The sequence below is a fragment of the Zobellia alginiliquefaciens genome (assembly GCF_029323795.1).
Classification (GTDB): Bacteria; Bacteroidota; Bacteroidia; order Flavobacteriales; family Flavobacteriaceae; genus Zobellia; species Zobellia alginiliquefaciens.
Genome location: NZ_CP119758.1, coordinates 1,422,416 through 1,436,470, shown reverse-complemented (window position 1 = coordinate 1,436,470; position 14,055 = coordinate 1,422,416). Strand labels below are relative to the sequence as shown.

Genomic DNA, 14,055 nt, shown 5'->3' with positions numbered 1-14,055 from the left:
AACTAACATAGGCAGGTAGTACTTAAGGGTAATTTTGTCGCTTTAATTTTTTCAAAACCACTAAATAGAAATGAAAACAAATTACTTAAGCTATTTAAGAACAATGACCATGTTCCTGATTTTTGGAGCAGTACATATGTCTTTTGGCCAAGCAACGAACGCATCTGTAAGCGGGACTATAAAGGACATTACAGGAGTACCCTTACTGGGCGCCGAGATAATCCTTAAGAATACGTCTACAGGTTTTATATCCGGAGCGATAACTAATGAAAATGGGACTTTTAAAATATTACAATTGCCCTTAGGAGGCCCTTATGAAATAACGGCAAAGTACTTGGGCTTCGCCGACGCAAAACAAGAAGGTTTTACTTTAAATTTAGGTGATGCACTTTCGGTAGATTTTGTTTTGCAAGAATCTTCTACTGCTCTAAATGAGGTGGTAGTTTCTTCTAACAGTTTGTATAAAAGAATTGAGCAAATAGGAGCTTCAACAAAAATTGGTGCCGGACAAATAAAAAAGTTAGCTACGGAAGGTAGAAACTTTACCGGATTAACCAGTTTGTCTCCGTTACAAGGAGCTGGAAGTATTAATTTGGGCGGACAACGTAGAACTTCTACTAATGTTACTATAGACGGGCTAAATGCTAGAAATACCTTAACTGCGGGTGAAATTGGCCGGGGTCCTTACACCATTTCACAAGAGGCTATCCGAGAATTTGAGGTTTCAACCAATGATTACAATGTTACGGAGGGTAGACAAGGAGGAGGTTCAATTTCAGCAGTGACCAAAGCGGGGACCAATGAGTTTAGCGGAAGTACGTTTTTCTATCATCGTGCAGATGGATTACAAAGTAAGTATACCATTCAAGGACAGGAGCGAGATGCTGACTTTTATAACTCGCAATATGGTTTAAGTATTGGTGGACCTATAGTAAAGGATAAGCTGCATTTCTTTGCTGTTTTTGAAAGACAGGATGCCGGAGAGCCAACGAGTATTGCTGAAATTCAGAACGAAGATGATGAAAATAGATTGGGTATTACATCGTCTAACTTAGAGCGTTTTTTAAATATAGGTCGTACTGTGTATGGTTTAAGCAATTCTCAGCAAGTGGGTCAGTTTGATCGCGAAACGGAAGCAAATAACTTGTTCCTTAGGCTGGATTGGCAGATCAATGATAAGCATCGTTTAACGGTTAGGAATTTATATAACAAATGGGAGAGCCCTTTTAGTGTAAGCGATAACTCTAATATTGAAGTTGCTGAATCTTATTCTGATTTTGAGTCTCAGGAAAACAGCATTATGTTGTCTCTAAGATCTATGTTCAGCTCCAAGGTTACCAATGAGTTTAAGTTTCAGTACCAACATGCAGAGCGCGCTTTTACTCCCAACTCCGAACTTCCACAATCCAATATTCCAAGAGCAATTGTTGAGGTTTCATCGGTTTTGCCAAATGGAAACACAAGAAGTAGGAGTGTGCAGTTGGGCGGGCAGCGTTTTACTCCGGAAACCAATCAGGAAAACCAAATTCAGTTTACGAACACTACGTATGTAAATGCAGGGAAGTATAATCTTACTTTTGGTACGGACAACATGATCACTAATTTGGAAACTTTGCTTTCCAACGAGCAAAATGGTCGTTTTTTCTTTGATTCGTTAGATGATTTTGAAAATCAAATAGCTTCACGCTATGCTAGGGAAGTACCACTGCAAGGTCTCCCTCTTGTTAAACAGACTGTTTTAGACCTTTCGTTGTTCGCTCAGTTGGAAACTGATATTACACCAGACCTAAACTTGGTTGCGGGTGTGCGATGGGATGCTACAAAGTTTTTAGATGAGGCGGAGTTCAACCCTGTGGTGTTTAATGAACTAGGAATTCGTACCAATGAAAAGTTGGATGACTACAATAACATTCAGCCAAGGTTTCAATTAACTTATAATTTAAAAGGAAAGAATACGGATATCTTTAAATTAGGAGGTGGTATTTTTTCTTCTCAACCTCATTATTATGCACAGGTAAATAACATACAGAATAGTGGTACTTTGTTGGGCGCTATAGATGTTACTGGTGCAAATGTTCCCGTTCCGGACTTCCAATCTTACCGTAACGACCCTAGCACAGTTCCGGGCGTACCAGCAGGCGTTACCCCTTTTTCAACCATCAATGCGGTAGGTGAGGATTTTCAGGTTCCCACTATATACAAGGCAAACTTAAGTTACACCCATTTCTTTGGTGAGAGATATAGCCTTGGTTTTAATGCGCTTTATAGCCATACGAGCAATAATTACATTTATCAAGAAGCCAACTTGGTTGCGGAGCCCTTCTTTGTTACTCCTCTGGGTAGGGAAGTCTTTGTTCCTGCCAATACTATTTCTGAAAATGGGGGAACGGATTGGACAAATTCCCGAATTTCAGACCAAGTGGGTAGAACTTTGGTGTTAACTTCTGATGGTGTTTTAGATAATTTGGCTCTTGTAATTGAAGGTACGGCCCAGATTGGAAAAGATGGATACTTAAATGCGAGCATGACCTTTAATCGGTCAAAAGATAATTCGTCCTACAACTGTTGTGTGGCCAATACATCAACCTTTATTCCTGTGGAAGGAGATCCAAGAGATTTGAACTATGGATATTCAGATAATCATTTTGATACTAAAATGGTGGTGAATGGAGCTACTCCTACATGGAAAGGGTTTACACTCGGGGCAACGGTAATCGGTCAGGGAGGAACGAGATATTCTTTGCATGTGGATGATAACGCGAGCGCTAACGGAGATTTTAATCTAAGAAACGATATAGCGTATATTTTTGACCCCAATGACCCTAGTACACCACAGTCTATTGTTGAAGGGTACAATGAAATATTGAACGATCCGGAAACCCCAGAAAACTTCAAGGAGTATTTGAGGAATAGTTACGGTGGTTTTGCAGAGCGAAACGGTGGAAAAAATCCTTTTGCAGCAACTATTGATCTAAGGCTTCAAAAAAGATTTGAAACTAAAAACAAAAAGCAGGGTCTAGAGCTGTCCGTGGACATTTTCAACTTTGCTAATTTACTGAACAAAGAATGGGGCCGAACCCATAATTTTGGTAGAAGACGTGATTTTATGCGTATTAACGGCTTTGATCAAGCGGCCCAAGCTTATGACTATTCCGTTCAAACGGGTGCCGGTACCGAACCTATTAATGGTACACCATGGAGGCTTCAGTTAGGTGCACGATATACATTCAACTAATCGAATTTTTTATTTTTTCTCAATCTAGGGGGAGTCAGAAAAGTTTTGACCCCTCTAGTTTTTACAATCTATTTTAAGACATGAAAAAGAATTTTTATTTAGTACTGGTATTGATTATAACCATTGTGAAATATGGAAGGGCACAAGAAGAGAGCTTGACCCAACACGTGGTTTTGGTTTCGGTAGATGGTTTTAGGCCTAATTTCTACCTAGAGGATAAATGGCCTACTCCAAACCTAAAAAAGATGGTTCGGGAGGGTGCTGCCGCTATGGGAGTAAGAGGGGTGTTTCCTTCAGTTACCTATCCGTCGCATACTACAATAATAACAGGTGCGTACCCTGCAGAACACGGTGTGTTTTATAATAGCCCATTTGAAGAAGGTGGACAGACAGGGCGCTGGTATTGGGAAAGTAGCCTTATCCAGACAGAAACTCTATGGCACGCCGTAAAAAGTGCTGGAAAAACAAGTGCCAGTTTTATTTGGCCGGTATCTGTAGGAGCTCCTATTGATTATAATATTCCTGAATACTGGTTGTTGAACAGTAAGGTTAGTCGAATAGAGTCTATGCGGACCAAAGAGAACCCAAAAGGGTTTTTAAAGGAAATGGAAGAAGAAGTTCTGGGAAAACTGAACGAGAAAACCTTTAATGGCGATTATTTAAACCGTGAAGATAGAACCGGTGAGATGGCGGCCTATACTTTGGAGAAATACAAACCCAATTTAATGACACTACATTTAATAGCTACCGATCATTTTCAACATGAACAAGGTAGGGACGGAGAAAAGGTCTATACTGCAATTGCAGCTGTAGATCGTGCCATTGGCAAAATAATGGAAGCTGCGGAAAGGGCCGATATTCTCGATAAAACTACATTTATTATTACAGGAGATCATGGCTTTGTTGATATTCACTCCGCTCTAAACCCTAATATCTGGCTAGTGGAAGAGGGTTTAATGGAAGACCAAAAAGACCGAGGCAACTGGAAAGCTGCTTTCCATACATCTGGGGCCTCGGCATTTTTAATGTTGAAGGATAAAAACGATAAAAAGAGTGTCGCCAAGGTGCGTGCCAAATTAAATGGATTGCCGGCGTCTATTAAAAAACTATTTAGGGTTGTAGAAAGAGAAGAGCTAGTTGGTATTGGCGCGGATCCCAATGCTGTACTTGCATTGGCCCCAATACCGGGCATTGCCATGTCATCCAGAACAAATGGAGAAGTTCTTTCGCCTAGAAGAGGAGGAACCCATGGCTTTTTTCCTGATTTTAAAGAAATAGAAACAGGTTTTATTGCTTTTGGAGCTGGAGTCTATAAGGGTAAAAAAATAGAAAAAATGGGGTTGGAAGACATTGCTCCAGTAGTTAGCGAACTGTTACAACTTAATTTTGAATCTAAGCACGGCATACTTTACCCAGGAATCTTAACCAACAAAAACTGATTTTTTCTTCAGTGCATTGGCAATAGTTTGGCGGGTGGCCCCAATAAGGTCACCCTTGTCTTTTTGGGTTAGCAAGTTGTAAAGTATATGCTCTTCTCCGTGAATGTCATGCACTGGAATGTTAAAGTGAGACTTTAAAAATTCAAGTTTTTGAAAAGTGGACCGTTCGTTTACTTGACCCAATTTTTTTTCGGCAAGACACCATCGTTTTAAAAGATAAGCAATGAACCATTCGGAAGTAACCGAGTTTTCAATGATAGTTTTTTTGAAAAAAGCCAAGTCATAGATACGTATTTTACTATCTACCAAGGTTTTTGAAAATTCAAAAAATTGACCGTTCAAGTATTTTAAGTTGCCAAAATAATCGCCAGTGTAAATAACATCATAAGTGTTCTCTTCCCCAGTTTCTGAATAGCCCCCTAACTTAACAACTCCTTGTACTACTTCGTACATATAATTATCAGCAAGTGGTGGTTTGTAAATAATCTCGTTTTTAGAGACAATGACTTCTCTGATCGATGTGGAAAAATTGGGGTTTTCAGAATTTTTTAAATAGCCATAGAGGCAAAATTCATGTTTCTTGTGTAATTGGGGACGAATGTTTTTCATAGCTCATCAACATATATCATTATCGAAATCCACAAATTTATTTTTAAAAAGTCAAGTTAACGTTACATGAATATTAAGGTTAGTGTGCTTAGGGATATTGGAGAATTGGGTTTGTCAAAGTAATACAAGGTTAATCTAATCGTAATCCACAGTTAAACTTCTTCTGAAATCTATAAGTCATCTTGCTAATCCAAAAAACACCTAAAAAATGAAAAACTTTACCTTAGAAATTGTGGGGCTAATGATTCTCACAACAATCATATCATGTGAGCATTTAGATGATTTTGTAGGTCATGGCGGAGCACAGAATAACAGCATTTCTAGTCTGGAATATGTAGATGAATTTGTAGTGCCAGATGGCACAATGTATGCAGATACCCAAGTTGGTGGACTTTCTGCAATAGATTATGCAGACGGAAAATGGTATATGATCAGTGATGACCCTAAAGCACCTATCCGTTTTTATAATGCCGATATTCAATTGGATGAAAACGGATTCAAAGACATTAGCATTAATGGGGTAACTGAATTGTTGAGCGGAAACAATCTGCCTTTTGCGGACAATGAAGTAGATCCGGAAGCGATCAGGGTTACGCCCGGCGGTGGTTTAATTTGGTCTAGTGAAGGAAATGTGAATGGTGGTGTTGATCCTTTTGTTTGTATAGCGGATATGGACGGTAGTTATAAATCTAGCATTTCTATATCTAATAAATTTAAAGTAGATACTGATGAAAACCGAGGACCAAGACATAACGGAGTTATTGAAGGTCTTAGCGTGGCACATGATAAAAACGGGTACTGGGCTTCAATGGAATTACCGCTTACCCAAGATGGTTCTGAGCCAATTGTAGAAGATACGGATTCGCCGGTACGGATTGTCCATATAGATGATTCCGGTGCTTTTGGAAGAGAATTCGCTTATGAGCTGGACCCGATTGCCAGAAAATTTGATGAAACTTCATTTACGGTAAACGGTGTTGTTGAAATACTGGAATATGATACGGATAGGTTTTTGGTGTTGGAGCGTTCTTTTTCTACCGGTTATGCCGATGGTGGTAATAACGTGAAAATCTATGATGTTGATGCTTCTAGTGCCACGGATGTAAGTGGTATGGATAGCCTTATGGATGCTGAATACAAGAAAGCGACCAAAACACTGTTGTTCGATTTTGAAAGCGTTCGCAATCAATTAACGGATGGTGTGGTAGACAATATTGAAGGAATCACTTTTGGGCCCAAACTAGCGAATGGCAACCGTTCTTTGGTTTTAGTGGCCGATAATAACTTTAGTGCTTTCGGTCCACAGTTAAATCAATTTATATTGCTTGAAGTAAAGTAAACTGAACATATCAATTCTGCGCTAAAAGTCCGTTGTACAACTCTGTACAGCGGACTTTTCTTTGTTAAAATACCGTTGGGCGAGAGGTTTGTAAGTTTTGGTAATGAACTACTACCAATGTTACCTAAGTTACCGAAACTATAAAAGTTGAGGTTTAACTTTGTAATGAATTAAAGACAAATACAATGGCGCTACCTACAACAGAGAATAACACAACGCAGTTAATAGAAAAAGCACTTTCACAGGCTGTTTCATATATAGATTACCGTGCTATGGTAAATCAATTAGCACTCGAAGGACGTTCAACAGGGCCGGTGCAAACGGAAGCATTGGCCAATTATACAATGCTTAACGACCGTCGTATGAAGCGTTTTGACAAGACCGTAAAAGTTAGTGCGGAAGCCGAAGCTACAATTGCAAAGTTGGATAAAAAAATACAACTAATTGTCTTGACCGAAAGCTGGTGTGGAGATGCCGCTCCTGCATTACCGGTAATCAATAAAGTGGCACAGTTGAATGATAATATAGATTTTAAAGTGGTTCTAAGAGATGAAAATGTGGATCTCATGAACCAGTTCCTTACCAATGGAGGAATGTCTATTCCTAAATTAATTTTTTGGGATGAAGAAAACCAAGAAGTATTGGCAGATTGGGGTCCGAGACCTGAACCTGCAGCAAAACTAGTGGCGGATCATAAGGAAAAACACGGTCAGTTACTACCTGAAATTAAAGAGGAAATTCAACAATGGTATAATAAGGACAAAGGACAAACGACCTTGAAGGAACTTTTAACGCGCCTTCCCTTGGAATAGATAGGTAATGGTTCCTTTTTGAACCGACTTTTCGCCAGAGCTAAACTTAGCTTTAAGCGCGTAAGCAATGGCATTGTCTATTAAACAGCCGTTAGAAGTACCTGAGCTTTTTGCATTGTAATCCGCATCTACAACGTTGCCCATTGCATCTACTTGAATATTTATAACCACTTTGCCTCCTTCTATACAAGTATAGATTGGGGGAGGTAACCTGTAGTTATTTCGGTTTACCAAGGAGTAGGAAACGGATGTACGGCGTTTTGCAAGATTATTGGTAAATTCTTTCTTTTGCGCCTCTTTTTCACCTAGCATTTGTTTGGCCTCTTGGCGTTTCTTTTTCAGTTCTTTTACACGCTCTGCATATTCAGAATCGGAAAGCATGTCGTCACTTGGACTGTCACTGCTTTCGGCTTCCATTTTCTCGTTTATTAGCTCTTCTAGAGTTTTTAGAGGTTCTGGATTGCCGTAGCTAGGCTTTGCAGTTTCGTTATAGGCCATATGGCTTTTAATAGGGTCTGCTTTTTCAATTTCTTCTTGTAGTTCTTCCTTCTCTTCTAGAAGCTCTTCAATATCTTCTTCGAGCATCATTTCCACCACATAGTCGTCCTGCTCTTTATCTTGGCCTAAATGTATGTTGTAGAGTGCCAACACAATTATGGACATCGAAAAAAAGGTAATTAGGAACGCTAAGTGTTTACGGTTCAAGCTCATGGTGATATAACCACAATTTTTAAAATATATTTTAATTATTCGTTGAACGGAAAAACTATCTTGATATTTTTACGATTCTGTCGTTTTACCGAGTAGATTTTCTGCAAATTCATTAGGGTCAATGGCTATATTTACGTTGTACTCCCCTATTTTGGTTCTTCTGAGTTCGGATAAATGCCCGCCACTTTGTAGTGCTTGCCCCAAATCGTGTGCCAAAGACCTAATATAAGTGCCTTTGCTGCAAACTATTTTAAATTTAACATTCGGGAGGTTCATTTCCGTAATTTCGAAGGCAGAAACATGGACGCTTCTTGTTTTTATTTCTACTTCTTTCCCTTCCCTGGCGTATTCATAAAGGCGTTTTCCATCTTTTTTTAATGCAGAAAAAACAGGTGGGCGTTGTTCAATATCGCCTATAAATTGAGGCAGGGTTTTATTGAGTAATGCCTGGGTAATATGTTCGGTAGGGTAGGTCTTATTTACTTCTGTCTCTAGATCATAAGAAGGGGTGGTGGCACCAAGGGTAATGGTACCCGTGTATTCTTTTATTTGCCCTTGAAGTTCAGGAATCCGCTTTGTAAATTTTCCACAACAAATAAGCAAAAGGCCTGTTGCCAAGGGATCTAGCGTTCCTGCATGTCCAATTTTGAATTTCTTAAGCTTAAATTTTGAGCGGATAACCCATTTTAGTTTGTTTACCGCCTGAAAAGACGTCCAACCAATTGGCTTGTCTATAAGTAGTATTTGTCCGTCAAGAAAGTCTTCTTCGGTTCGAGAATCCATGTAAATAAAATTAAATCCTGTTCAGTGAGGCCAAAAATCGGTCTAAGCCATATAACCATAGGCAATGGCAATTAGCCCAACAACAAGGCAGTAAATGGCAAAGTAAGATAATTTGCTCTTTTTTACCAATTGAATCATCCAAGTACACGCAGCAAGACCGGCCACAAAAGCAGCAATAAAACCGGCACCCATGGCAAAGTTGTTTCCACCGTCAAAGTTGAGGTCACCGCTCATTAGGTCTTTTGCGATTTTTCCAAAAATAAGGGGTACGACCATCAAGAATGAAAAACGAGCGGCTTTGGTTTTGTCCACACCTAAAAGTACAGAGGTGGAAATAGTAGCGCCACTTCTGGAAATACCGGGTAACATGGCTATGGCTTGCGAAATACCTACTATGAATGCGTTTTTAAAACTTACTTTCTTTTCGGTGTCTTTCGCTTTATCGGCAAAATATAAAAGTACTGCGGTTATAATCAGCATAAAGCCTACAAACCGAACGTTTCCTCCAAAAAAAGCTTCTAGTTGTTCTTCAAAAAAGAGACCTACAAAAACTGCGGGTAACATAGAAATGATGATTTTTACGGAAAACTGCATTTCTTCGTTCCACTTAAAAGTCAGAAGACCGCTAATGATTTCCCATATATCTTTTCTAAAAACCACAATGGTGCTCAAGGCTGTAGCGGCATGGAGCACAACGGTAAACAAAAGACTTTCTTCAGGTACGGAATTATCGCCTAAAATAGCTTTGCCCAATTCTAAATGTCCACTTGATGATACGGGTAAAAATTCGGTCAGTCCTTGAATGATACCGAGAATGATGGCGTCTAGCGTCTCCAATTTAGTTTTTCTTCTTGTGCGGGTTCAATAATATGGCATATATCTCAATGCCTAAACCTATTAATACTAGGGTAGGGGCCAGACGTATTCTTCTAAAACTATAAATGTCTTCATTGAACACATTTGGGTCGTCACTACCGCCACCGCTCATAAGTATAAAGCCTATGGCAATGCACGCAAGACCTACAAAAAAGAAGATGTAGTTCTTATTTTGAAATATAAATTCTTTCTTGGCCTGTTGCCCGGTCTGTTCTTTTGATTTTTTACCCATGCTGCAAATTTAACGAAGTTCTACTTAAAAAAGTTTATGGTCGTAAAGGTTTCTTGTTCGGAGGTTTTTTCTTTGTAAATAGGGCTCTTAATAGTATAATTCATCGGTTCTTAGATTTAAAAACCGTTGCGTGGCAAAAAATGTGCTCACCAAAGAGATAAAAATACCCAGAACAAAAATGGCCCCGTACAGTATGCCTAGTTGCTCTACATCTTTAAAAAGCTCTAGTTCGGGAAAAGTTTGGTCCAAATAATACAAAGCACCCGTTAAGGCCAAAAGGGCAATTAATGCACCTAACATGCCCAATTTAATGTTCATCCATATAAAAGGGCGTCGTATAAAAGTCTTGGTGGCACCTACCATTTGCATGGTTTTAATGATAAACCGTTTAGAGTAAATGCTAAGTCTAATAGAGCTGTTAATAAGCAAGATGGCAATGAATGTAAGCACACCACAGGCAATTAAAACCCAAAAACTAATACGCTTTACGTTTTCGTTCAGTAAATCCACCAAAGGTTTGTCATAACTTACTTCTTCTATATAGGTCTTTTTCGCAAGGTTGGTAGCCAATGAATCTATTTCTTGCGGAGTTACAAAATTGGCGCGTAATTGTACGTCAATGGAGTTTTTAAGTGGATTATAACCCAAGAAATTCTGAAAGTCTTCACCTATTTCCTCGCTATGCTGTTTGGCGGCATCTTCTTTGGAGACGAAAACGGCACTTTTGGTATGTTCTTCTTGAAGTAAATTTTTCTGAAGTTGGTCTATTTCGGACTCTTTGGCCTCATCTTTCAGGAAAATAGAAATGGTAATCTGTTCTTTAAAGTGATCCGCCATCTTGTTGGTATTGATGACTAAAAGGCCCAACGTGCCCAATAAAAATAACACCAACGCAATACTCAATACCACCGAAAAGTACGATGATATCAATTTTTGTTTCTGATACTGTTCAAAAGACTTACCCATAATCGTGTATGCGACCGTAAATTTAGGAAAGTAAATTGAATAAACTTATTTTTGCGCCACATTGAAAAGAAAGATATCAGCATGCAATACGATTTCAAGGAAATAGAAAAGAATTGGCAGAAGTTTTGGGCCGAAAACCAAACGTTTAAGGCAGAGAATAATTCCGATAAACCAAAATTTTATGTGTTGGACATGTTTCCTTACCCTTCGGGTGCAGGGTTGCACGTTGGGCACCCGCTTGGTTATATAGCAAGTGATATTTATGCACGTTACAAAAGACATAAGGGTTTTAATGTTTTGCATCCGCAGGGTTATGATTCTTTTGGCCTTCCAGCGGAGCAATATGCCATCCAGACCGGGCAGCATCCGGCGGTTACTACGGAAAAGAATATTACTACTTACCGTAGACAGTTAGATCAACTCGGTTTTTCTTTTGATTGGAGCCGTGAAGTACGCACCTCTGACCCAAAATATTACAAGTGGACGCAGTGGATATTCATTCAGCTTTTCAATTCTTGGTACAATAAAACAAGTGATAAGGCCGAATCTGTAGAGACATTGATTTCTGTTTTTGAAACGGAAGGAAATGCAAATGTGCAGGCAGTTTGCGACGAAGACGTGGTTCAGTTTTCAGCAGAGGATTGGAAATCTTTTTCGGATAAGAAAAAACAAGAAATTTTATTGCAATACCGCTTAACGTATTTGGCGGAAAGCGAAGTGAACTGGTGCCCCGCTTTGGGAACCGTTCTGGCAAACGATGAAATCGTAAACGGCGTTTCCGAACGTGGAGGTCATCCTGTTATCCGTAAAAAAATGACGCAATGGAGCATGCGCATTTCTGCCTATGCACAGCGCTTATTAGATGGTTTGGATACGGTAGATTGGCCACAGCCGTTAAAAGATTCACAGACCAATTGGATTGGTCGTTCACAAGGTGCATCGGCGATTTTCAATGTAAAGGGGCACGATGAAAAGATTGAGGTCTTTACTACGCGTCCCGATACTATTTTTGGAGTGAGCTTTATGACTTTGGCCCCGGAACATGAATTGGTGGCTAAAATCACTACTCCAGAACAAAAAGCTGAGGTTGAGGCTTATATTGAAGCGACGGCAAAACGTTCCGAACGGGACCGTATGGCAGATGTAAAGACCATTTCCGGTGCGTTTACGGGAGCGTATGCCGAGCATCCGTTTACCAAGGAGCCTATTCCGGTTTGGATCGGGGATTATGTGTTGGCGGGTTACGGAACCGGAGCGGTTATGTCCGTTCCTTGTGGTGATCAGCGCGATTATGACTTCGCGAAGCATTTCAATATTCCCATCCCCAATATTTTTGAAGGTGTGGATATTTCCGAGGGAGCTTTTTCCGATAAAGAAACTACTGTTATTTCCAATTCTGATTTCCTAAACGGATTGCCGTACAAAAAAGCCATGAAGCGTGCCATTTTTGAATTGGAAAAATTAGGTCAGGGCGAGGGGAAGATCAACTACCGTTTGCGTGATGCCGTTTTTAGCCGTCAGCGCTATTGGGGCGAGCCTTTCCCAGTATATTATGTAGAGGGCATGCCGCAAATGATCGCTGCTGAGCATTTACCGATAAAACTGCCGGAAGTAGATAAATACCTACCTACCGAAACTGGTGAACCACCTTTGGGCAATGCTACGGTTTGGGCTTGGGACGTAAATAAGTCGGCAGTGGTCAGTAATGAGTTGATTGATGGGAAAAGTGTTTTTCCTCTTGAGTTGAATACCATGCCGGGTTGGGCGGGTAGTTCACAGTACTTTAACCGGTATATGGACCCGCATAATGCGGATGAAATTTTCTCAAAAGAAGCGATTGACTACTGGCAAGATGTGGACTTGTACATTGGTGGTAGCGAACATGCTACGGGCCATTTATTGTACAGCCGTTTCTGGCAAAAATTTATGTTTGATCTAGGTTTGGTGCCCAAAGAGGAGTTTGCTAAAAAACTCATTAATCAGGGTATGATAACTGGGACTAGTGCTTTTGTTTATTCTTTAAGCATTGAGTTGAGGGATGGTGTATCTACAACTCTTTATACCGAACCGACTTTTCATTATTTCACAAAAAGCTTAATAGATAAGCTTGAAAATCAAGAGATAGATTCTGCTGTTCAGAAGGTTATAGATCAAGTTGTTGATAAGTATAAAGCTAAGTGGGGAGAAAAAACTTATTGGAACAAGAATATCAATATTCATAAAACTCATGTTGATGTTTCTATGGTTAATTCATCCGATGAATTGAATATGGATGCATTTGAAAAGTGGAGACCGGAAAATGAAGGTGTTACTTTTGTTGTGGATAATGGTAAATACATTGTAGGCCGCGAAGTCGAAAAAATGTCCAAATCCAAATACAATGTCGTCAACCCAGATGCCATTTGTGAGGAGTACGGAGCAGATTCATTGCGTTTGTATGAAATGTTCTTAGGGCCTTTGGAGCAATCCAAGCCTTGGAATACCGCCGGTATTACGGGTGTACACAGTTTCTTGAAAAAACTATGGCGTTTGTATCATTCGGGGCCAGAGGGCGCTTTTGCGGTTTCTGAAACAGAACCGTCAAAAGATAGTTACAAGACGCTACATAAGACCATAAAGAAAGTAGAAGAAGATATTGAGAATTTCAGTTTCAATACATCCGTTTCCACTTTTATGATCGCTGTAAACGAATTAAGTTCGCAAAAGTGCAACAGTAGGGAAGTGTTAGAGGCTTTGGCTATTTTAGTATCGCCTTACGCACCGCATATTGCAGAAGAGCTTTGGAGCAAATTGGGTCATGAGGGCTCTATCGCAACGGTAGACTTCCCAAAATTCGAAGAAAAATACTTGGTGGAAAGCAGTAAAGAGTATCCGGTATCCTTCAACGGAAAAATGCGATTTAAAATAGAGCTTCCTTTAGATTTAAGTAAAGACGAAATTGAAGCCGCGGTAATGGCACACGAAAAAACCGAACAACATTTACAAGGCCGAACGCCTAAAAAAGTGATTGTAGTACCCGGTAAAATTGTAAATATCGTAGGGTAGAAAATATA

Annotated in this window: 11 protein-coding genes; 5 read left to right on the top strand and 6 right to left on the bottom strand. The window is 39.7% G+C overall.

Annotated features, from left to right (window positions below; all coding sequences use genetic code 11):
* Window positions 1–70: 70 nt before the first annotated feature.
* Entirely contained in the window at window positions 71–3,235 is a 3,165-nt protein-coding gene (locus P0077_RS06030; RefSeq protein ID WP_276168233.1) for a TonB-dependent receptor, read from the top strand.
* 80 nt (window positions 3,236–3,315) lie between these two features.
* Window positions 3,316–4,674: an alkaline phosphatase family protein gene (locus tag P0077_RS06025; RefSeq protein ID WP_276168232.1), complete on the top strand. Its 1,359-nt coding sequence runs from the start codon at window positions 3,316–3,318 to the stop codon at window positions 4,672–4,674.
* Here P0077_RS06025 and P0077_RS06020 read toward each other — a convergent pair.
* Entirely contained in the window at window positions 4,657–5,283 is a 627-nt protein-coding gene (locus P0077_RS06020; protein ID WP_276168231.1) for a Crp/Fnr family transcriptional regulator, read from the bottom strand. The genes P0077_RS06025 and P0077_RS06020 overlap by 18 nt on opposite strands.
* 208 nt (window positions 5,284–5,491) lie before the next feature.
* Here P0077_RS06020 and P0077_RS06015 point away from each other — a divergent pair, with 208 nt between their 5' ends.
* Together P0077_RS06015 and P0077_RS06010 are read left to right on the top strand one after the other, a co-directional pair.
* Window positions 5,492–6,622 carry an esterase-like activity of phytase family protein gene (locus P0077_RS06015; protein WP_276168230.1) on the top strand — a complete coding sequence of 377 codons (1,131 nt, stop codon included), beginning with the start codon at window positions 5,492–5,494 and terminating at the stop codon, window positions 6,620–6,622.
* A gap of 185 nt (window positions 6,623–6,807) precedes the next feature.
* Entirely contained in the window at window positions 6,808–7,434 is a 627-nt protein-coding gene (locus P0077_RS06010) for a thioredoxin family protein (RefSeq protein ID WP_276168229.1), read from the top strand.
* Here the strand turns inward: P0077_RS06010 and P0077_RS06005 are convergent.
* From P0077_RS06005 to P0077_RS05985, 5 genes are all read right to left on the bottom strand, one after another.
* Entirely contained in the window at window positions 7,411–8,145 is a 735-nt protein-coding gene (locus P0077_RS06005) for a hypothetical protein (RefSeq protein ID WP_276168228.1), read from the bottom strand. The genes P0077_RS06010 and P0077_RS06005 overlap by 24 nt on opposite strands.
* 69 nt (window positions 8,146–8,214) lie before the next feature.
* On the bottom strand, window positions 8,215–8,928 hold the full coding sequence (truB, locus tag P0077_RS06000) for a tRNA pseudouridine(55) synthase TruB (protein WP_276168227.1): 714 nt from the start codon (window positions 8,926–8,928) through the stop codon (window positions 8,215–8,217).
* A 42-nt stretch (window positions 8,929–8,970) separates the two neighbouring features.
* Entirely contained in the window at window positions 8,971–9,765 is a 795-nt protein-coding gene (locus P0077_RS05995; protein WP_276168226.1) for an undecaprenyl-diphosphate phosphatase, read from the bottom strand.
* A 1-nt stretch (window position 9,766) separates the two neighbouring features.
* Window positions 9,767–10,036: a DUF3098 domain-containing protein gene (locus P0077_RS05990; protein WP_276168225.1), complete on the bottom strand. Its 270-nt coding sequence runs from the start codon at window positions 10,034–10,036 to the stop codon at window positions 9,767–9,769.
* An 87-nt stretch (window positions 10,037–10,123) separates the two neighbouring features.
* On the bottom strand, window positions 10,124–11,002 hold the full coding sequence (locus P0077_RS05985) for a cell division protein FtsX (RefSeq protein WP_276168224.1): 879 nt from the start codon (window positions 11,000–11,002) through the stop codon (window positions 10,124–10,126).
* An 81-nt stretch (window positions 11,003–11,083) separates the two neighbouring features.
* Here P0077_RS05985 and P0077_RS05980 point away from each other — a divergent pair, with 81 nt between their 5' ends.
* On the top strand, window positions 11,084–14,047 hold the full coding sequence (locus P0077_RS05980) for a leucine--tRNA ligase (RefSeq protein ID WP_276168223.1): 2,964 nt from the start codon (window positions 11,084–11,086) through the stop codon (window positions 14,045–14,047).
* The last annotated feature ends 8 nt before the right edge of the window (window positions 14,048–14,055 follow it).